The sequence below is a fragment of the Pseudomonas fjordensis genome, assembly GCF_976987115.1.
Genome location: NZ_OZ336860.1, coordinates 851,782 through 869,718 on the forward strand (window position 1 = coordinate 851,782; position 17,937 = coordinate 869,718).

The window sequence follows — 17,937 nt, forward strand, 5'->3', positions numbered from 1 at the left end:
ACCAGCGCCGAACTCGATATGGGCAAAAAAGCCCCGCCCCAGCGGAATGCTGGGGCGGGGCGCTTTTCGTCAGTGAGGTGATCCGTTGGTTTGACCCTTAACGGAACATCGCGCTGATCGATTCTTCATTGCTGATGCGGCGAACCGCTTCGGCAACGACCGGTGCAATATCCAGTTGGCGGATACGTGCACAGGCTTGAGCTGCGGCGGACAACGGGATGGTGTTGGTCACCACCAGTTCGTCCAGCACGGAGTTCTCGATGTTCTCGATCGCTCGGCCCGACAGCACAGGGTGTGTGCAGTAGGCGAAGACTTTTGCTGCACCGTGCTCTTTCAAGGCTTTCGCCGCGTGGCACAGGGTGCCGGCGGTGTCGACCATGTCATCAACCAGAATACAGGTACGCCCTTCGACATCACCGATGATATGCATCACTTCAGAGTGATTGGCTTTCTCACGGCGTTTGTCGATGATCCCGAGGTCCACGCCCAAGGATTTGGCAACAGCCCGTGCACGCACGACGCCACCAATGTCCGGGGACACGATCATCAGGTTTTCAAAGCGCTGGTCTTCGATGTCATCCACCAGAACGGGGGAGCCGTAGATGTTATCTACCGGAATATCGAAGAACCCCTGGATTTGGTCAGCGTGCAGGTCAACCGTGAGCACACGGTCGATACCTACCACGGTCAGCATGTCAGCAACGACTTTCGCGCTGATAGCTACACGTGCGGAGCGCGGACGGCGATCCTGACGGGCATAACCAAAGTAAGGGATTACAGCTGTGATTCGAGTCGCTGAGGAGCGGCGGAAGGCATCAGCCATCACGACGAGTTCCATCAGGTTATCGTTGGTCGGAGCGCAGGTCGGCTGAATAATGAAGACGTCTTTACCGCGGACATTTTCATTGATCTCGGCTGTAATTTCGCCGTCGGAGAATTTACCGACAGAGATGTCACCGAGAGGGATATGCAGCTGACGTACGACACGCCGAGCCAGATCGGGGTTGGCATTCCCCGTAAAGACCATCATCTTGGACACGCGCAGTACCTAGAGGCTGAGGGTAACCTGGATGAGTATTAGAAAATGGCAGGGGCGGCTGGATTCGAACCAACGCATGGCAGGATCAAAACCTGCTGCCTTACCGCTTGGCGACGCCCCTGTATCTGTTGCAACGAGTGCCTAACACTCGGTTCCTTTTAGAGCAGACTTTGCAGCTTGCGATGCAACATCGAAACGTTGCTTCCCTTTGCTACAAACCCTGTAAGGGTCTCTGTAAGAAGGGCCGAGACTTTATCAGCTTCAGCTTTGCTTGGGAAGCCCCCAAACACACAACTTCCAGTTCCGGTTAATTTTGCTTCGGTAAATTTACCTAACAAATTCAAAGCGTTACGTACCTCTGGATAACGCCTTGCTACAACCGGTAAGCAGTCATTTCGACTGTTTCCCTTGGGAACGGGGCGCACTTTAATGGGAGAAGAGTTACGTGTCAACAACGGATCTGAAAAAATTTCTGCTGTACTTACAGATACTTGCGGCACCAGCACGACATACCAAGGTTCTTCGGGCTCTACAGGGGTGAGTTTCTCCCCAACGCCTTCAGCAAATGCGGCGTGCCCCCGCACGAAAACCGGTACGTCGGCGCCCAGCGTAAGGCCCAGCGCAGCAAGGCGGTCGTGGTCCCAGCCCAGTTGCCATAAGTGATTGAGGCCTAACAAAGTAGTCGCGGCATTTGAGCTGCCGCCACCGATACCCCCGCCCATGGGCAGGATTTTGTCGATCCAGATATCGATGCCGAGTGTGCAGCCAGAGTGTTCCTGAATTTTTTTTGCCGCCCGCACAATCAGATTGCTGTCGTGGGGCACACCGTCGAATTCGGTGTGCAGCTGGATCACGCCATCGTCACGTACGGCAAAGGTCAGCTCATCGCCGTAGTCGAGAAATTGAAACAGCGTCTGCAACTCGTGGTAGCCATCTTCACGACGACCAAGGATATGCAGCATCAGGTTGAGCTTGGCCGGGGAGGGCAGGGTCAATTTTTGTGCGGACACGTTATTGCCCCAGCTTGCGCGGTTGCCAGTCCTTGATCACCAACGTGACATCCAGGTCGGTGCCATGCAGCTTGATCCGTTCCGGGAGCCAATAGCCGCTTTGTTCCACGTAGCTCAAATATTCGACCTGCCAGCCATCCTGCTCCAGGGTGGCGAGGCGGCTGTCGCCATTGAGGCTCAGACGGCTCTTGCTGTCCGGCGCCGGCAAGCCGCGCACCCACCAGACCAAATGCGAGACGGGCAGCTTCCAGCCAATCTGCTGCTCCAGCAGTTCTTCCGGGGAGGTTGCCTCGTAGCGGCCCTGGTTGGCCACTTCCAGGCTCACTTGCCCCGGCCGGCCAGTCAGGCGGGCTGCGCCACGGCCCAGGGGGCCCGAGAGGCGAATGTCGTAGTAGTCCTGGCGTTGCAGCCAGAACAGGGTGCCGCTGCCGGAGTCTTTCGGCGCGCGCACCCCGACCTTGCCCTCGATCTGCCAGCCATCGATGCTGCTGAGCTGGTCCTTGTGTTGTTTCCATTGGGCCGGGTTGCCCTGGCCTTCAACGGATTCACGGCTGCCGATGCCCGCGCAACCGGCGAGCAGGGCGATGAAGCTGAAAACAATAACGTGGCGCAAGAACATAAATTTAAAGGGTCTCGGATCCGGTCAGGCGCTTGATGGTGCTGCGCAGGATGGGGCTGTCGGGTTGTTCCTTGAGGAATTTTTCCCAGATTTGTCGGGCTTCGCGTTGCTTGCCATTGGCCCAGAGCACTTCGCCCAGGTGCGCAGCGACTTCCTGGTCCGGGAAACGCTCCAGTGCCTGGCGCAGCAAGCGTTCGGCCTCGTCGAGGTTGCCCAGGCGGTAATTTACCCAGCCCAGGCTGTCGAGCACGGCCGGGTCTTCAGGGTTGAGCGCATGAGCCTGTTCGATCAGCACCTTGGCTTCGGCGTAGCGTGTGGTGCGGTCGGACAAGGTATAGCCCAGGGCGTTAAGGGCCATGGCGTTGTCCGGGTCACGCTTGATGATCAGGCGCAGGTCTTTTTCCAGCTGTGCCAGGTCATTGCGTTTTTCCGCCTGCATGGCACGGGTGTACAGCAGGTTCAAATCGTCGGGGTATTGCAGTAACGCCTGTTGCAGCAGTTTCCAGGCACGTTCGCCCTGTTTGTTGGCCGATAAGGTCTCGGCCTGGATCAGGTACAGCTGGATCGCATAGTCCGGCTCGGCATCGCGGGCCGCGGCCAGGCGTTTTTCCGCTTCGTCGGTGCGGCCATTGCTCATCAGAATATCGGCCTGGCGCAACTGCGCTGGCAGGTAGTCATTACCGGGGCCAACCTGAGCATATTCAAGCAGGGCCGCTTGCGGGTCGTTACGCTCTTCAGCGATGCGGCCCAGGTTCAGATGCGCCGAGTCCACATGGCTGTCACGTTCGATCAGCTCTTGCAGGTAGCCCTTGGCCTCGTCCCAGGCCTTGGCTTCCAGGCACACCAGTGCCAGGGAATAACGCAGCTCGTCGTCGTCGGGGTATTGCTGGACCAGGTTGGCGAACTGCACTTTGGCGTCTTCCATCCGGTCCTGCTCCACCAGCATGCGCGCATAGGTCAGGAGCAGGCGCTTGTCGCCGGGGTATTTCTTGATGCTTTTTTCCAGCAGCGGAATCGCTTCCTTGCCGCGGTTAAGGCTTTGCAGCAGGCGTGCACGCAACAGGATCGGCGCGATTTCGCCTTCTTCCGGCGGGTTCTGTTCCAGCAGCTTGAGCGCGGCGTCGGCTTCATCGTCCTGTTGCAGCAGCAGGGCCTTGCCGAAAATCAACTGGCTGTTCTTCGGGTGCTTTTGCAGCAGGCGATCGAAACTCTTCATCAGCCCGTTGCGCGTGTCCTGGTCGGTGTCGGCGGCCGATAGCGCAAGAAAGTCAAAATGCGTGTCGCCCTTGCCCTGCAAAACCTTCTCCATATAGACCATGGAGTCGTCGTAGCGCCCGGCACGTGCCAGTTGCACGGCTGCGGCGCGCTGGGCTTCCAGGTCATCCGGGGCGTTTTTGGCCCAGATCAGCGAGGTGTCCAGCGCTGCCTGGTCGGCGCCCAGGTATTCGGCGATGCGAAACGCTCGCTCGGAAATCCCCGGGTCCTGGGTGTTGATGGCCTGGGTCACGTAATTATCCAGCGCAATATCGAAGCGATTGCGCTGGCCGGCCAGTTCAGCGGTCAGCAGGCTGTAGATCGTTTCTTCACTGAACGAGGAATAAACCTTGGGCTTTTCAGGGGCGGGAGTGCTGTCTTCCACCGGCGACGTAGCGTCCGGCGACACGGGGGCCATGGCCTGGCAGCCGCTGAGGAAGACAAAAGCGAGGAGCAACGCGGAAGATCTATTCATATAGGAAGAGGACGACTAACCTGCGGTCGGATCATCATGACACAAGCCTTCGGCCAAACATAACCGGGGCACTCGGAATACGACTATTGCTGCCTTTTGCCTTTTCCTTTGTAGGAGCGAGCTTGCTCGCGAAAAACCTGAGAGCGTCGCTGAGCGCCAGGCTTGCCGCGTTATCGTTGACGATTTTCGCGAGCAAGCTCGCTCCTACAAAAGCGCATTGATAGGCACAAGGTATAGGGACAATAGACGACGGTGGTTGTTCTGGATCTTTCGAAGTAGGACAATTGTCGGCTTCCCGACATCATCAGCGATATTGAATGGCCTTCCTCGCACTCGGTATTAACCACAAGACTGCCTCCGTAGACGTGCGCGAGCGCGTGGCGTTTACGCCAGAGCAGTTGGTTGAGGCCCTGCAGCAGCTCTGCCGGCTCACCGACAGCCGCGAAGCTGCGATCCTTTCGACCTGCAATCGCAGCGAACTCTATATAGAGCAGGAACATCTTTCAGCCGATGTCGTGCTGCGCTGGCTGGCCGATTATCACCATTTGAGCCTCGATGACCTGCGCGCCAGCGCTTATGTGCATGAAGAGGATGCGGCAGTTCGTCACATGATGCGCGTGGCGGCCGGTCTCGACTCGCTGGTGTTGGGCGAACCGCAGATCCTCGGCCAGATGAAGTCCGCTTACGCCGTAGCACGCGAGGCCGGCACCGTCGGCCCGTTGCTGGGCCGCCTGTTCCAGGCCACATTCAATTCTGCCAAACAGGTACGCACCGACACGGCCATCGGCGAAAACCCGGTGTCCGTGGCCTTTGCCGCCGTGAGCCTGGCCAAGCAGATTTTCAGCGACTTGCAGCGCAGCCAGGCCCTGCTGATCGGCGCCGGGGAAACCATCACCCTGGTGGCCCGTCACCTGCACGACCTTGGCGTGAAGCGTATCGTGGTCGCCAACCGCACTCTGGAGCGCGCCAGCATTCTGGCCGAGCAGTTCGGTGCCCACGCGGTGCTGCTGTCGGACATTCCCGCTGAGCTGGTACGCAGTGATATCGTCATCAGTTCCACCGCCAGCCAATTGCCGATTCTGGGCAAGGGCGCGGTCGAAAGCGCGTTGAAGCTGCGCAAGCACAAGCCGATCTTCATGGTAGATATCGCCGTTCCGCGGGATATCGAGCCTGAAGTCGGCGAGTTGGACGACGTTTACCTCTATAGCGTCGATGATCTGCACGAAGTCGTCGCCGAAAACCTCAAGAGCCGTCAGGGCGCCGCCCAGGCCGCCGAGGAAATGGTCAGCACCGGCGCCGAAGATTTCATGGTGCGCCTGCGTGAACTGGCGGCAGTGGATGTGCTCAAGGCGTATCGTCAGCAGGGCGAACGCCTGCGTGATGAAGAGTTGCTCAAGGCCCAGCGCATGCTGGCCAACGGCAGCGGCGCCGAAGAGGTGCTGATGCAATTGGCCCGTGGCCTGACCAACAAACTGCTTCACGCCCCTAGCGTCCAGTTGAAAAAGCTTACCGCCGAAGGCCGCCTCGATGCGCTGGCCATGGCCCAGGAACTCTTTGCCCTCGGTGAGGGCGCGTCAGACAGCTCTTCGGATAAAAAACCGCAATGAAAGCGTCACTGCTCAATAAACTGGACGTGCTCCAGGACCGTTTCGAAGAACTGACCGCCTTGCTCGGCGATGGCGAGGTCATTTCCGATCAAACCAAGTTCCGCGCTTATTCCAAGGAATACGCCGAAGTTGAGCCCATTGTGGCCACCTATAAAAACCTGCTGAAAGTTCAGGCCGATCTTGAAGGCGCCCAGGCCCTGCTCAAGGACAACGACCCGGACATGCGCGAAATGGCCGTGGAAGAAGTCCGCGAAGCCAAGGAAAAGCTCGCTGAGCTTGAGGGTGACTTGCAACGCATGTTGCTGCCCAAGGACCCTAACGACGGGCGCAACGTGTTCCTCGAAATCCGCGCCGGTACCGGTGGCGACGAGGCGGCGATTTTTTCCGGCGACCTGTTCCGCATGTATTCGCGCTATGCCGAGCGTCGCGGCTGGCGCGTGGAGATCCTCTCCGAGAACGAGGGCGAGCATGGCGGCTATAAAGAAGTCATCGCCCGGGTTGAAGGCGACAACGTCTACGGCAAGCTGAAGTTCGAATCCGGTGCGCACCGCGTACAGCGGGTGCCGGCCACCGAATCCCAGGGCCGTATCCACACCTCGGCGTGCACCGTGGCCGTGCTGCCTGAGCCGGACGAACAGGAAGCCATCGAGATCAACCCGGCGGACTTGCGCGTCGACACCTACCGCTCATCCGGCGCGGGTGGCCAGCACGTTAACAAGACCGACTCGGCGATCCGTATCACTCACTTGCCGTCGGGCATTGTGGTGGAGTGCCAGGAAGAACGGTCCCAGCACAAGAACCGTGCTCGGGCCATGTCCTGGTTGTCGGCCAAGTTGAACGACCAGCAGACCAGCGCCGCGGCCAACGCGATTGCCAGCGAACGCAAGCTGCTGGTGGGCTCCGGCGACCGCTCCGAGCGTATCCGCACCTACAATTTTGCCCAGGGCCGGGTTACCGACCATCGGGTCAACCTCACCCTGTACTCCCTCGACGAAATCCTTGCCGGTGGCGTGGATGCGGTGATCGAGCCGTTGCTCGCCGAATACCAGGCCGATCAACTGGCGGCGATAGGTGACTAAATGACCATCATTGCCAGCCTGCTGCGCGCCGCTGACCTGCCCGACTCGCCGACAGCGCGCCTGGACGTGGAGTTGCTGCTGGCCGCTGCCCTGGGCAAATCGCGCAGCTACCTGCATACCTGGCCGGAAAAAATCGTCAGCAGCGAAGACGCCCTGACCTTTGCCAGCTACCTGCAGCGCCGCCGCAGCGGCGAGCCGGTGGCGTATATCCTCGGCCAGCAAGGTTTCTGGAAACTCGACCTGGAAGTGGCTCCGCACACGCTGATCCCGCGCCCGGAAACCGAGCTGCTGGTGGAGGCTGCCCTGGAATTGCTGCCCGCCACGCCCGCCCAGGTCCTGGACCTGGGCACCGGCAGCGGCGCCATCGCCTTGGCCTTGGCCAGTGAACGCCCGGCCTGGCAGGTCACGGCGGTCGACCGCGTGCTGGAGGCCGTGGCCCTGGCCGAGCGCAATCGCCAACGCCTGCACCTTCATAACGCCACGGTGCTGAGCAGCCATTGGTTCAGCGCCTTGCAAGGCCACCGCTTCGATCTGATCATCAGCAACCCGCCCTACATTGCCGACAATGACCCGCACCTGGTGGCCGGTGATGTGCGCTTCGAACCGGCCAGTGCGCTGGTGGCGGGGCACGATGGCCTGGACGATTTGCGCCTGATCATTGCAGAGTCTCCTGCTCACCTGAACGACGGCGGCTGGCTGTTGCTCGAACACGGTTACGACCAGGCCCAGGCCGTGCGCGACTTGTTGCTGAACCAGGGCTTTGACGGCGTACACAGCCGCATCGACCTCGGCGGTCACGAACGCATCACCTTGGGGCGCCGCCCGTGCTGACCGACCAGGAGCTGTTGCGCTATAGCCGGCAGATTCTGTTGCAGCATGTGGACATCGACGGCCAATTACGCCTGAAGCAGAGCCGCGCGTTGATCGTCGGCCTGGGTGGCTTGGGCGCTCCGGTGGCGCTCTACCTGGCCGCTGCTGGGGTGGGCGAATTGCACTTGGCGGATTTCGATACGGTCGATTTGACCAACCTGCAACGCCAGATCATCCATGACACTGACAGCGTGGGGCAGACCAAGGTCGATTCGGCCATGGAGCGCCTGAAGGCCATCAACCCTGAAGTCACCCTGGTCGCCCATCGTGCCGCGCTGGATGCCGACTCGCTGGCCGCTGCGGTCAACGCAGTGGACCTGGTGCTCGATTGCAGCGACAACTTCTCTACCCGCGAGGCGGTCAACGCGGCCTGCGTAACCGCTGGCAAACCGTTGATCAGTGGCGCGGCCATTCGCCTTGAGGGGCAATTGTCGGTATTCGACCCCCGTCGCGCCGACAGCCCCTGTTACCACTGTTTGTATGGGCACGGCAGCGACACGGAACTGACCTGCAGCGAAGCCGGCGTCGTCGGGCCGTTGGTGGGGGTGGTTGGCAGCCTGCAAGCGCTGGAAGCGTTGAAACTGCTGGCCGGTTTTGGTGAGCCGTTGGTGGGGCGCTTGTTGTTGATCGATGCGCTGACTACGCGTTTTCGCGAGTTGCGCGTCAAGCGCGACCCAGGCTGCAGCGTCTGCGGGACACAACATGGTTAAGGGCGCGCCTATTGGTGTGTTCGATTCCGGCATCGGCGGCCTGACGGTGCTGGAAGAAATCCAGCAGTTGTTGCCCCACGAGTCGCTGCTGTACGTGGCGGACTGCGGGCACATCCCCTATGGCGAGAAAACCCCGGCGTTCATTCTTGAGCGTTCTCGCTCTGTCGCTGAGTTTTTCCGCGAGCGTGGCGCCAAGGCGTTCGTGATTGCCTGTAACACGGCAACCGTCGCCGCCGTCGCCGATTTGCGCCAGGACTACCCCGACTGGCCGTTGGTCGGCATGGAGCCTGCGGTCAAACCTGCTGCTGCTGCCACGCGCAGCGGCGTGGTGGGTGTGCTTGCCACCACCGGCACCCTGCAAAGCGCCAAGTTCGCCGCCTTGCTCGATCGCTTCGCCACCGATGTGCGCGTGATTACCCAGCCGTGCCCAGGCCTGGTGGAGTTGATTGAAGCCGGCGACCTGAATAGCCCCGCCTTGAGCGCCCTGCTGCAAGGCTATATCGAGCCGCTGCTTAGCGCCGGTTGCGACACCATCATCCTGGGTTGCACCCATTATCCCTTCCTCAAGCCACTTCTGGCGCAGATGCTGCCCCCCAGCATCATCCTCATTGATACCGGCGCCGCCGTGGCGCGCCAGCTCAAGCGCTTGCTCGGTGAGCGCGACCTGCTGGCCGCTGGCGAACCTGAACCTGCACAGTTCTGGACCAGCGGCGACCTGTATCACCTAAGAAATATCCTACCGACACTTTGGAAGCATCCTGGAGTTGTGCGAAGCTTTGGCTCGTGAAAATTTCGTGAAATAACACTGAAAAAAGCTGAACTTCTGGCTATGCGTCGGCTTCTATAGCCCGTTAGCCTGTACACAACCCAATTATTCCGTTTGCAAAGGATGTTTCACATGAAGCGCTTGTTCTGTTTGGCTGCGATTGCGGCCGCTATGTTGGGACACTCTGTTTCAGCCCAGGCCGCTGGCCTGGAGTTCGGCTTGGGGAGCACCAGCGATTCGACGCTGACCTACCGCCTGGGCCTGACCTCTGATTGGGACAAAAGCTGGATGCAGAGCAATGTCGGCCGACTGACCGGCTACTGGAGCGGCGCCTATACCTATTGGGAAGGGGATGACCGTGCAGGCGCCAGCAGCCTGTCGTTCTCGCCGGTATTTGTGTATGAGTTTGCCGGCGAGTCGGTCAAGCCCTACATCGAAGCCGGTATCGGCGTGGCGTTGTTCTCCCGCACTCGGCTGGAAGACAACAACATTGGCCAGTCTTTCCAGTTCGAAGACCGCCTGGGTTTCGGCCTGCGGTTCAACGGCGGGCATGAAGTGGGCATTCGTGCCACGCATTATTCCAACGCCGGCATCAGCAGCAATAACGATGGTGTAGAGAGCTACTCGCTGCACTACACCATGCCGTTGTAATCTTAAAAACGCTTGGCCCCCCTGTGGGAGCGGGCTTGCTCGCGAAAGCGGTGTATCAGCTAGCACATCCCTAGACTGACCCACCGCCTTCGCGAGCAAGCCCGCTCCCACACAAGCCCGTGATCATCACGCCATTCGGGGTCAGCGGTAGGCCGTGGTAATGCCTTCACGCTCTTCAAGGCATTCCGGTGCCCCCATCTCGAACTCCCGGCATATCAGCGGCCGCAGTTCATAGATCGTGCACATCATCGTGTCGCGGTCCAGCGCTGCGCACCAGCCGTCGTCCAGGCGCAGCATCACCTCACCGCCCCAATCGTCGGTATCGATAAAACGTTGCGGCACGCCAGTGTCGGTGATCAGCATGACTTCCAGCTGGCAGCAACAGGCCGCGCACGTCGAGCAGGTGACGGGTTCGGTGATTTGAATGTGAGGGATGTTGGTCATAGGCGCGCAGTGTAAGGCAAGTGCGCTAGACGCGTATGAATGCTCGGACGGGCGTCAATGCTCCAGCCTCTGCGCAATCCTGTGCAACAGCGGAAAGAGCATGGCCCATAACAGCGCCAGGCCGATCAGTGTTGGGATGGTGGCGTACCCAAAACTCACACCCGCCAATTGGCTGCCGGCGTAATAAGACAACGGCCCGCCCACCGCGCCTAGCAGGCTGGCCAGCCACCAGGGCTGTGCGCTCCAGGCCAGGCAATGGCGCAAGGTGGTGGCCAGCAAGGCCCATAACAGTATCAGCCACAGCGGAATCAGTGGCCCCGGCGTATTGAACTCAAACACGCCAAGCCCACGCAATGCCGTATCGACCAGTGTGCCCAGCGCCGTTACGGCCAGAATCACTCGCCCCTCCCTGGCCCAGGAACTTATCCACAGCAGGTGCGCGCCCAGCGCCGCGATGCCGATCAGCAGCCAACGGCTGTCGCCGCCGAGCACGCAGGCAAACCAGCCGCACTGAAACAGCACGGCATTGGCCAAGGATTTAAGCACTGAAACGCCCGAGCAGCGGTGGATTGATGGCCGCCGGTTTGGCCAGCAGCAATTGCGCGGTGCCGATGGTGCGCTCCATAAAGCCGCCTTCGCAGTAACACAGGTAAAACTCCCACAGGCGCAGGAAGTATTCGTCATAACCCAGTTCCGCAAGACGGCCATGGGCGCGGCGAAAATTTTCATGCCACAGGCGCAAGGTGCGGGCGTAGTGCAGGCCGAAGTCTTCCATGTGCAACAGGTTCATGTCGGTGTCGCGGCTGACGATCTGCAGCATGTTTTGTACACAGGGCAGCGCGCCGCCAGGGAAGATGTAGCGCTGGATAAAGTCGACGCTACGCTTGGCCTGTTCAAAGCGCTGTTCACGAATGGTGATGGCTTGCAGCAGCATCAAGCCGTCGGGCTTGAGCAACTGGGCACATTGTTTGAAATAGGTGGGCAGGAAACGATGGCCCACCGCTTCAATCATTTCGATCGACACCAGTTTGTCGTACTCACCGGTGAGGTCGCGATAATCGCTCAGCAGCACCGTCACTTGGTCTTGCAGGCCCAGCGCCTCAATACGCTGCGCGGTGTAGGCGAACTGTTCCTTGGACAAGGTCGTAGTGGTGACCCGGCAACCGTAGTGCTGCGCGGCATACAACGCCATGCTGCCCCAGCCGGTGCCGATCTCCAGCAGATGGTCGCTGGGCTTGAGCGCCAGTTTCTGGCAGATGCGCGCCAACTTGTTCAGTTGGGCTTGCTCAAGGGTGTCATCAGGCGTGAGGAACTGCGCCGCCGAGTACATCATGGTGGGGTCGAGAAATTCTTCGAACAGGTCGTTGCCCAGGTCGTAATGGGCGGCGATATTTTTTTGCGAGCCTTTGCGCGTGTTGCGGTTGAGCCAGTGCAGGCCCTGGGTGAACGGCCGGGCCAAGCGAGCGAGGCCACCCTCCATGGCGTCGAGCACCTCCAGATTGCTGACCATCACCCGCACCACGGCGGTGAGGTCGGGGCTGGTCCAATAACCATGGATAAACGCTTCGCCAGCGCCGATCGAGCCATTGGCGGCCACCAGGCCCCAAACCGCCGCGTCGAGAATCTGGATCTCGCCCAGCAGGTGCGCTTCCCGTGCGCCGAAGACTTGCCGCTCGCCATCCTCGATGATCACCAACTGGCCATGGCGCAATTGGCTGAGCTGGCGCAACACGCCTTTGCGCAACAGCGCAGCGGTCATGCCGTTGACGTTCAGGCGGTTAGCCTTGACCGATAAGCTAGGGGATTTCATGGTGGCGATCCTTGGTATACCCGACTGCGGTGCGAGAGGCGCCATCGGCGGCCTGATGGGAAAAAATCGGTGTGCGTTTGAGCAGCAGGCGCAAGGCTTGCCAGTAGATCGCAAGGCCGGTCTTGGCGGTCATCCAGGGAAAGCGCCACAAATAGCGATGCAGGCTGGCCCGGCTCAGTGCCTGTTTTTCCAGGCTCAAGGTGGCGTCGAAGACTTTTTGCGTGCCCTGCCAATTGGCCATATGCACGCCGAGCCGGGCGGCGGGCGGGCTGAAACTCATGCGGTATTCCAGGTCGCGAGGCAAAAATGGCGACACATGGAAGGCCTTGGCCACGGCGAAGTGCTGGTGCTCGTCGGCGCCCAGTGCCTGGGCGGGCAGCACGTAGTGATAGCGCTCGCGCCATGGGGTGTTGGTCACTTCACACAGGATCGCGGCCAGTTGCCCGTCAGCCTCGAAGCAGTAGAAGAAACTCACCGGGTTAAAAGCCAGGCCCCAACTGCGGGCCTGGGTCAGCAGGCAGATAGCGCCCTGGGGTGTTTGCCCCAGGGCCTTGCCGACTGCGTGGCGCACGGCATCGCTCAGGCTCATGCCGTGGCGCGTGAATTCACGCAGGTAATCCTGCTGGCGGAAACCGAAGGGCGCCAGGCGCCCCGTGCCGGCCAGCGGCGAGAGCCCCAGTACTTCATCCTCTTCGCTGAGGTCCAGGTACAACAGGCCGATGCGGTAGCGAAAGGCGTGGGCCTTGGGCGTAAACCGCCGATGGGCGATCCAGCCGCTGTACAGGGCGCTGTTCACAGGGTTTCCCCAAAAACCTGGGCCACACGCAGGGCACTGACCACGCCGTCTTCGTGAAAGCCGTTGGCCCAGTAGGCCCCGCAGTAAAAGGTATTGCGCACGCCGTTCAATTCTTCCCAGCGTGCCTGCGCCGCCACTGCGGCCAGGCTGTATTGCGGATGGGCGTAGGTGTAGCGCGCCAGGATCTTCAGCGGGTTGATCATCGGCGTCTGGTTGAGGCTGACGCAAAAGGTGGTGGCGCTGTCGATGCCTTGCAGGATGTTCATGTCATAGGTGACGGCGGCCTGTTGTTGCGTGTTGCCTGCCAGCCGGTAGTTCCAACTGGCCCAGGCCAGTTTGCGGTCGGGCAGCAGGCGCGTGTCGGTGTGCAGCACCACGTCGTTGGCGGCGTAGGGCAGGGCACCGAGGATCTGCTGTTCGGCCTGGCTGGGGTCATCGAGCAAGGCTAGGGCCTGATCGCTGTGGCAGGCGAATATCACGCGATCAAAGGTTTCGCTGCCGGCCGGGCTGTGGATAACCACACCCTCGTCGGTGCGTTGCACCTTATGCACAGGGCAATTGAGCCGTATCTGTTCGCGAAAGCTGCGGGTCAGCGGCTCGATATAACGGCTGGAGCCGCCTTCGATCACGCACCATTGCGGACGGTTGCTCACCGAGAGCAAGCCGTGGTTCTTGAAGAAACGCACAAAAAATTGCAGGGGGAACTTGAGCATATCGGCCAGGGACATCGACCAGATGGCCGCGCCCATCGGCACGATGTAATGCCGGATAAACCTGGGGCCATAGCCGCCAGCGGTGAGGTAATCGCCCAGGGTCATGTCGGCGCTGATGCGCTGCTCCTGCAAGTCCAGCGGCGCCTGGCGATTGAAGCGCAGGATATCGCGCAGCATGCCCCAGAACCCCGGCGACAGAATATTGCGGCGCTGGGCAAACAGGCTGTTGAGGTTGTTGCCGTTGTACTCAAAGCCGGTGCTTTGGTCGCACACCGAAAAGCTCATCTCGGTGGGTTTGAACTTGACCCCGATTTGCTCCAGCAGGCGGATGAAGTTCGGGTAGGTCCAGTCGTTGAACACAATGAAACCCGTGTCCACCGCATAGCTTTTGCCGTCGACCGTCACGTTGGCCGTATGGGTATGCCCGCCAATGCAGTCACTGGCCTCGAACAGCGTAATGTCGTGGCGACGGCTGAGCAGGTAGGCGCTGGTCAGCCCGGCGATGCCGCTGCCGATAATGGCGATCTTCACAGGTCGTCCTTCTTCGGTGGCGGGCTGCGCAGCATGCGTTTGCCGATGATCAGTTGCGCGCGGTTGGGCAGCTTCGACAGCGGCCACAAGGTGGCAATGAACATGGCCGGAAAGGCGATTTCCAGCGGGCGTTTTTCCAGCTTGGCGAAGATGTGTTTCGCCGCTTTGTCGGCCGGCCAGCTCAAGGGCATGGGGAAATCATTGCGTTCGGTCAGCGGCGTGTCGACAAAGCCCGGGCTGATCACGGTGACGTCGATGTTTTCCGGCGACAGGCCGATACGCAGGGATTCGAACAAGTAACGCAGGCCGGCCTTGGACGCGCCGTAGGCTTCGGCGCGGGGCATGGGCAGGTAGGTCACGGCGCTGGCCACGCCCACCAGATGCGGGGTACGCCCGGCGCGCAACAGCGGCAGCGCGGCCTCGATGCAATAACTGCTGGCCAGCAGGTTGGTGCGCACCACGTGCTCGATGATCGAGGCGTCAAATTGCCGGGCGTCCACGTATTCGCAAGTGCCGGCGTTGAGGATCACGGTGTCCAGTGAACCCCAGACCTCGCTGATACGCTCACCGATCTCGCGCACGGTCTGGCTGTTGGTCAGGTCGCCGGCCACCACCAGCACCTGGCCTGGATAACGAAGGGCGAGGGCATCCAGTGGGCCTTGGGTGCGGGAACTGAGGGCCACGTGGGCGCCGCTGTCGAGCAACTCCACGGCCAGCGCGGCACCGATACCACTGCTGGCGCCGGTCAGCCAGTAACGACGGGGCGGTGTAAGGCTCATCCCATTCTCCTTTTCAGCCAACGAATAACGCGACCCAGTAGGGGGACATGTTCATAGAGCAGGGCGCCGGCATCGAAATAGTCGCGATGGCGGTAAACCGTGTCGTGCCACATCAAATGGGAACAGCCTGGCACCTCGATCACCTGGCCGCCGGCCAGGCGTGGGTGACGAAAACGCATAGTCCAGCGCAGGTAGCCTTCGCCTTCGGCCACTGCATCGAAGCCGTGGAAGTCAAAATCCAGCTGGCTGACGTTGCTGTACAAGTCGGCAAAGTAGCGCCGCAATGCGGGCAGGCCCTGGACTTCATGCAGGGGATCGGCAAAGGCGATGTCCTCGCTGTACAGGCTGCCAAGCAGGTGCAGGTTGTGCTTGTCCAGTGTGGCGAAGGTGTGGGCGAACTGGCGCAGGAAGTCACTCATGTTCGGCCATCTCCTGTCGCGAAGGCAGCCGGCGAAAAGCGGCCAAGGCGCGCTCGCGGGACTGTTTCAAATCGACGATGGCACGCGGGTAATCTGCCACGCCGAGCAGGCCGCCAGCCGCTTCGGGGTTGTGCACTTGTTTTTTATTCAGTGCGGCCAGCTCCGGGAGCCAGCGTTTGATGAACACGCCGTCGCCGTCGAATTTTTCCGATTGGCTCAGTGGGCTGAATATCCGGAAATACGGCGCCGAGTCGGTGCCGGTGGACGAGCTCCACTGCCAGCCGCCGTTGTTGGCTGCCAGGTCGCCGTCGATCAGGTGGCGCATAAAGAAGCGCTCACCTTCGCGCCAGTCGATCAGCAGGTTCTTTGTCAGGAACATCGCCACCACCATGCGCAGGCGGTTATGCATCCAGCCGGTTTCCAGCAGTTGGCGCATGGCCGCGTCGATGATCGGCAAACCGGTGCGCGCCTGTTGCCAGGCGGCCAGGTCCTCGGGCGCCTTGCGCCAGGCCAGCGCTTCGGTTTCGGGGCGAAACGCGCGGTGGCGGGAAACCCGAGGGTAGCCCACCAGAATGTGTTTATAGAACTCGCGCCACAGCAGCTCGTTGATCCAGGTGATGGCGCCGATGTCGCCGCTTTCGAACTCGCCCTGGTTGGTTTGCAGCGCGGCGTGCAAGCACTGGCGCGGCGAAACCACACCGGCGGCCAGGTAGGCAGAAAGCTGACTGGTGCCGGGCTTGGCCGGGAAGTCGCGTTCATCCTTGTAATAGCTGATCTGCTGATCGGCGAAGGCATCGAGGCGACGGCGCGCTTCGTCTTCACCCGCTGGCCAGAGGGCACGCAAGGTTTCGCTGGGTGTCGGGAACCCTTCGACTGCTGTCGGCACAGGGTCGCTCTTCACGCCAAGTTCGGCCTGGGCTTTTGGCGTCGGCACCACGCGGGGCAGGGCGCTGTGCAGGCGGCTGTAGCAGACCTTGCGGAACTGGCTGAACACCTGGAAGTAGGTGCCGGTCTTGGTCAGCACGCTGCCCGGCTGGAAAAACAGTTGGTCCAGGTAGCTGTGGAAGGTCACACCGTCCGCTTCCAGGGCCTGGGCCACGGCGCTGTCGCGGCGGCTCTCGTGAATGCCGTATTCCTCGTTGACGTGTACCGACTCCACCGACAGCTCGCGGCACAGTTGACTCAGCACCGTCGGCGCCTGGTCCCAGGTCGCAGCGTGGCGGATTAACAGCGGGATGTTGAGGTTGCCCAGCGCCTGGCTCAGGTGCTGCAAGTTGCGCAGCCAGAAGTCGACTTTGCACGGCGCGTCATCGTGGGCCTGCCATTGCTCGGGCGTGATCAGGTAAACAGCCGCGACGGGGCCGCGCTGGCACGCGGCAGCCAGGGCAGTGTTGTCGTGCAGGCGCAAGTCGGTGCGCAGCCAGATCAGATGCATTTAGACAATTCCACGCTGGATCAATAATTGATGGGCTGACAACAGGTCCTCGGCCACGGACAACTCAGGGATGTCCTGGGTTAATACGCCCAACTCGGCGTGGTGGATGCACACCGTTGGTCCGGCAATCACGGTTGGGCAACTAATGCCGCCCAACAGTTTGCTGAGTGCCGGCACCTGCAGGGCCTTGCTCGAATACAGCAGCACCGCACGCGGTTGCAGGTGTTCCACCGCCAGGGCGAGTTCGCCGACCGGCAGCGGCCAATCGAACACTTCCACCGGGCAATCGGCACTGCTGGCCAGCCAGGCGCTGAGCCACAGGTGCGGTTCCAGGGGCAGGTCGGAATGATTGACCAGCAACAGCGGCGCGCCGTGGAGTTGACGATTGTTGTGATAGATCCGTGCGCCGAACTTGCTGCGCAACCAGGACAGGAAAAACACCCGCTCCATCTGCGCGCCGAACTGGCCCTGCCAGCGCTGTTCCAGCTCGTTGAGCAGCGGCAGCATCAATTGCTCGCACAAGGTGCGCGGCGGGTAGAGCGCCATGGCCTGGTTGAACGCGTCATCGACCCGGCGCTCGGCCAGTTCACTGATGGCACTCACCAAGTGCTGGCGCAGGCTCTGCCACTCGTTTTCCATCGGCTCCGGGTTGCCTTGGGCGGAGTCGATCAGCCCCTTGACCTGGCTGACCGGCACGCCGCGATTGAGCCAGGTGAGGATGGCCTGGATGCGTTGCACATGTTCGGCGCTGAACAACCGATGCCCTTTGGGTGTGCGCTGGGGCACGATGAGGCCATAGCGGCGCTCCCATGCACGCAGCGTCACCGCGTTCACGCCGGTCTGGCGCGCCACTTCGCGGATCGGCAACCAGCCGTTTTCCAGGGCCAGGGCGAGGTCTTCGCCGGGTTCGTCGAGCAGGGCAGGTTTCAT

The 17,937-nt window shown here is 61.0% G+C and carries 19 protein-coding genes and 1 tRNA gene; 6 read left to right on the plus strand and 14 right to left on the minus strand.

Going from position 1 to position 17,937, the window contains the following annotated elements; all coding sequences use genetic code 11:
- Nucleotides 1-97 precede the first annotated feature (97 nt).
- The 5 genes from ACWHXD_RS03670 to ACWHXD_RS03690 form a co-directional block, all read right to left on the minus strand.
- Nucleotides 98-1,039: a ribose-phosphate pyrophosphokinase gene (locus tag ACWHXD_RS03670; protein WP_003171603.1), complete on the minus strand. Its 942-nt coding sequence runs from the start codon at nt 1,037-1,039 to the stop codon at nt 98-100.
- Between the two features lie 46 nt (nt 1,040-1,085).
- Nucleotides 1,086-1,160, minus strand: a tRNA-Gln gene (locus ACWHXD_RS03675).
- A gap of 37 nt (nt 1,161-1,197) precedes the next feature.
- Nucleotides 1,198-2,001, minus strand: coding sequence for a 4-(cytidine 5'-diphospho)-2-C-methyl-D-erythritol kinase (gene ispE, locus ACWHXD_RS03680; protein ID WP_178110635.1), 804 nt, complete (start codon nt 1,999-2,001; stop codon nt 1,198-1,200).
- Between the two features lie 49 nt (nt 2,002-2,050).
- Nucleotides 2,051-2,668 carry a lipoprotein insertase outer membrane protein LolB gene (gene lolB, locus ACWHXD_RS03685; RefSeq protein WP_032893661.1) on the minus strand — a complete coding sequence of 206 codons (618 nt, stop codon included), beginning with the start codon at nt 2,666-2,668 and terminating at the stop codon, nt 2,051-2,053.
- 4 nt (nt 2,669-2,672) lie between these two features.
- On the minus strand, nt 2,673-4,397 hold the full coding sequence (locus tag ACWHXD_RS03690) for a tetratricopeptide repeat protein (protein ID WP_003188355.1): 1,725 nt from the start codon (nt 4,395-4,397) through the stop codon (nt 2,673-2,675).
- 317 nt (nt 4,398-4,714) lie between these two features.
- Here ACWHXD_RS03690 and hemA point away from each other — a divergent pair, with 317 nt between their 5' ends.
- The 6 genes from hemA (at nt 4,715) to ACWHXD_RS03720 (ending at nt 10,080) form a co-directional block, all read left to right on the plus strand.
- The gene (gene hemA / locus ACWHXD_RS03695; protein ID WP_003188356.1) at nt 4,715-6,004 is read left to right on the plus strand and encodes a glutamyl-tRNA reductase; all 1,290 of its coding nucleotides are present in this window, start codon (nt 4,715-4,717) and stop codon (nt 6,002-6,004) included.
- Complete coding sequence (gene prfA, locus ACWHXD_RS03700; protein WP_044271404.1) at nt 6,001-7,083, plus strand: peptide chain release factor 1; 1,083 nt, start codon at nt 6,001-6,003, stop codon at nt 7,081-7,083. The genes hemA and prfA overlap by 4 nt, the downstream gene beginning before the upstream one ends.
- Nucleotides 7,084-7,914 carry a peptide chain release factor N(5)-glutamine methyltransferase gene (prmC, locus tag ACWHXD_RS03705; protein WP_138761258.1) on the plus strand — a complete coding sequence of 277 codons (831 nt, stop codon included), beginning with the start codon at nt 7,084-7,086 and terminating at the stop codon, nt 7,912-7,914.
- Nucleotides 7,908-8,663, plus strand: coding sequence for a molybdopterin-synthase adenylyltransferase MoeB (locus ACWHXD_RS03710; protein ID WP_138761259.1), 756 nt, complete (start codon nt 7,908-7,910; stop codon nt 8,661-8,663). The genes prmC and ACWHXD_RS03710 overlap by 7 nt, the downstream gene beginning before the upstream one ends.
- Nucleotides 8,656-9,450, plus strand: a complete 795-nt coding sequence (gene murI, locus ACWHXD_RS03715; protein ID WP_044271411.1) for a glutamate racemase — start codon at nt 8,656-8,658, stop codon at nt 9,448-9,450. Before ACWHXD_RS03710 ends, murI begins: the two co-directional genes overlap by 8 nt.
- 111 nt (nt 9,451-9,561) lie before the next feature.
- The gene (locus tag ACWHXD_RS03720) at nt 9,562-10,080 is read left to right on the plus strand and encodes an acyloxyacyl hydrolase (protein WP_014716838.1); all 519 of its coding nucleotides are present in this window, start codon (nt 9,562-9,564) and stop codon (nt 10,078-10,080) included.
- Between the two features lie 141 nt (nt 10,081-10,221).
- Here ACWHXD_RS03720 and ACWHXD_RS03725 read toward each other — a convergent pair whose 3' ends face one another.
- From ACWHXD_RS03725 to ACWHXD_RS03765, 9 genes are read right to left on the minus strand one after another with little or no spacing between them, the layout of a single operon-like run.
- Nucleotides 10,222-10,524, minus strand: coding sequence for a YkgJ family cysteine cluster protein (locus tag ACWHXD_RS03725; RefSeq protein ID WP_003188364.1), 303 nt, complete (start codon nt 10,522-10,524; stop codon nt 10,222-10,224).
- 54 nt (nt 10,525-10,578) lie between these two features.
- The gene (locus tag ACWHXD_RS03730; protein ID WP_138761260.1) at nt 10,579-11,070 is read right to left on the minus strand and encodes a DUF2878 domain-containing protein; all 492 of its coding nucleotides are present in this window, start codon (nt 11,068-11,070) and stop codon (nt 10,579-10,581) included.
- Nucleotides 11,063-12,334, minus strand: a complete 1,272-nt coding sequence (locus ACWHXD_RS03735) for an SAM-dependent methyltransferase (RefSeq protein ID WP_020302482.1) — start codon at nt 12,332-12,334, stop codon at nt 11,063-11,065. The genes ACWHXD_RS03730 and ACWHXD_RS03735 overlap by 8 nt, the downstream gene beginning before the upstream one ends.
- A complete protein-coding gene (locus tag ACWHXD_RS03740; RefSeq protein ID WP_138761261.1) occupies nt 12,321-13,130 on the minus strand; it encodes a DUF1365 domain-containing protein in 810 nt (269 codons plus the stop codon). The genes ACWHXD_RS03735 and ACWHXD_RS03740 overlap by 14 nt, the downstream gene beginning before the upstream one ends.
- A complete protein-coding gene (locus ACWHXD_RS03745; protein WP_138761262.1) occupies nt 13,127-14,374 on the minus strand; it encodes an NAD(P)/FAD-dependent oxidoreductase in 1,248 nt (415 codons plus the stop codon). The genes ACWHXD_RS03740 and ACWHXD_RS03745 overlap by 4 nt, the downstream gene beginning before the upstream one ends.
- Nucleotides 14,371-15,153: an SDR family NAD(P)-dependent oxidoreductase gene (locus tag ACWHXD_RS03750; RefSeq protein ID WP_032893651.1), complete on the minus strand. Its 783-nt coding sequence runs from the start codon at nt 15,151-15,153 to the stop codon at nt 14,371-14,373. Before ACWHXD_RS03750 ends, ACWHXD_RS03745 begins: the two co-directional genes overlap by 4 nt.
- The gene (locus tag ACWHXD_RS03755) at nt 15,150-15,572 is read right to left on the minus strand and encodes a nuclear transport factor 2 family protein (RefSeq protein ID WP_098949621.1); all 423 of its coding nucleotides are present in this window, start codon (nt 15,570-15,572) and stop codon (nt 15,150-15,152) included. The genes ACWHXD_RS03750 and ACWHXD_RS03755 overlap by 4 nt, the downstream gene beginning before the upstream one ends.
- Nucleotides 15,565-17,007, minus strand: a complete 1,443-nt coding sequence (phrB, locus tag ACWHXD_RS03760; RefSeq protein WP_098949620.1) for a deoxyribodipyrimidine photo-lyase — start codon at nt 17,005-17,007, stop codon at nt 15,565-15,567. The genes ACWHXD_RS03755 and phrB overlap by 8 nt, the downstream gene beginning before the upstream one ends.
- Entirely contained in the window at nt 17,008-17,937 is a 930-nt protein-coding gene (locus ACWHXD_RS03765) for a MerR family transcriptional regulator (RefSeq protein ID WP_098949619.1), read from the minus strand.

Coding starts and splice junctions, on each gene's coding strand:
- ispE (WP_178110635.1), bottom strand. CDS start 2,001: ATGCTGCATATCCTTGGTCGTCGTGAAGATGGCTACCACGAGTTGCAG.
- lolB (WP_032893661.1), bottom strand. CDS start 2,668: ATGTTCTTGCGCCACGTTATTGTTTTCAGCTTCATCGCCCTGCTCGCC.
- ACWHXD_RS03690 (WP_003188355.1), bottom strand. CDS start 4,397: ATGAATAGATCTTCCGCGTTGCTCCTCGCTTTTGTCTTCCTCAGCGGC.
- hemA (WP_003188356.1), top strand. CDS start 4,715: ATGGCCTTCCTCGCACTCGGTATTAACCACAAGACTGCCTCCGTAGAC.
- prfA (WP_044271404.1), top strand. CDS start 6,001: ATGAAAGCGTCACTGCTCAATAAACTGGACGTGCTCCAGGACCGTTTC.
- prmC (WP_138761258.1), top strand. CDS start 7,084: ATGACCATCATTGCCAGCCTGCTGCGCGCCGCTGACCTGCCCGACTCG.
- murI (WP_044271411.1), top strand. CDS start 8,656: ATGGTTAAGGGCGCGCCTATTGGTGTGTTCGATTCCGGCATCGGCGGC.
- ACWHXD_RS03720 (WP_014716838.1), top strand. CDS start 9,562: ATGAAGCGCTTGTTCTGTTTGGCTGCGATTGCGGCCGCTATGTTGGGA.
- ACWHXD_RS03725 (WP_003188364.1), bottom strand. CDS start 10,524: ATGACCAACATCCCTCACATTCAAATCACCGAACCCGTCACCTGCTCG.
- ACWHXD_RS03735 (WP_020302482.1), bottom strand. CDS start 12,334: ATGAAATCCCCTAGCTTATCGGTCAAGGCTAACCGCCTGAACGTCAAC.
- ACWHXD_RS03750 (WP_032893651.1), bottom strand. CDS start 15,153: ATGAGCCTTACACCGCCCCGTCGTTACTGGCTGACCGGCGCCAGCAGT.
- ACWHXD_RS03755 (WP_098949621.1), bottom strand. CDS start 15,572: ATGAGTGACTTCCTGCGCCAGTTCGCCCACACCTTCGCCACACTGGAC.
- phrB (WP_098949620.1), bottom strand. CDS start 17,007: ATGCATCTGATCTGGCTGCGCACCGACTTGCGCCTGCACGACAACACT.
- ACWHXD_RS03765 (WP_098949619.1), bottom strand. CDS start 17,937: ATGAAACCTGCCCTGCTCGACGAACCCGGCGAAGACCTCGCCCTGGCC.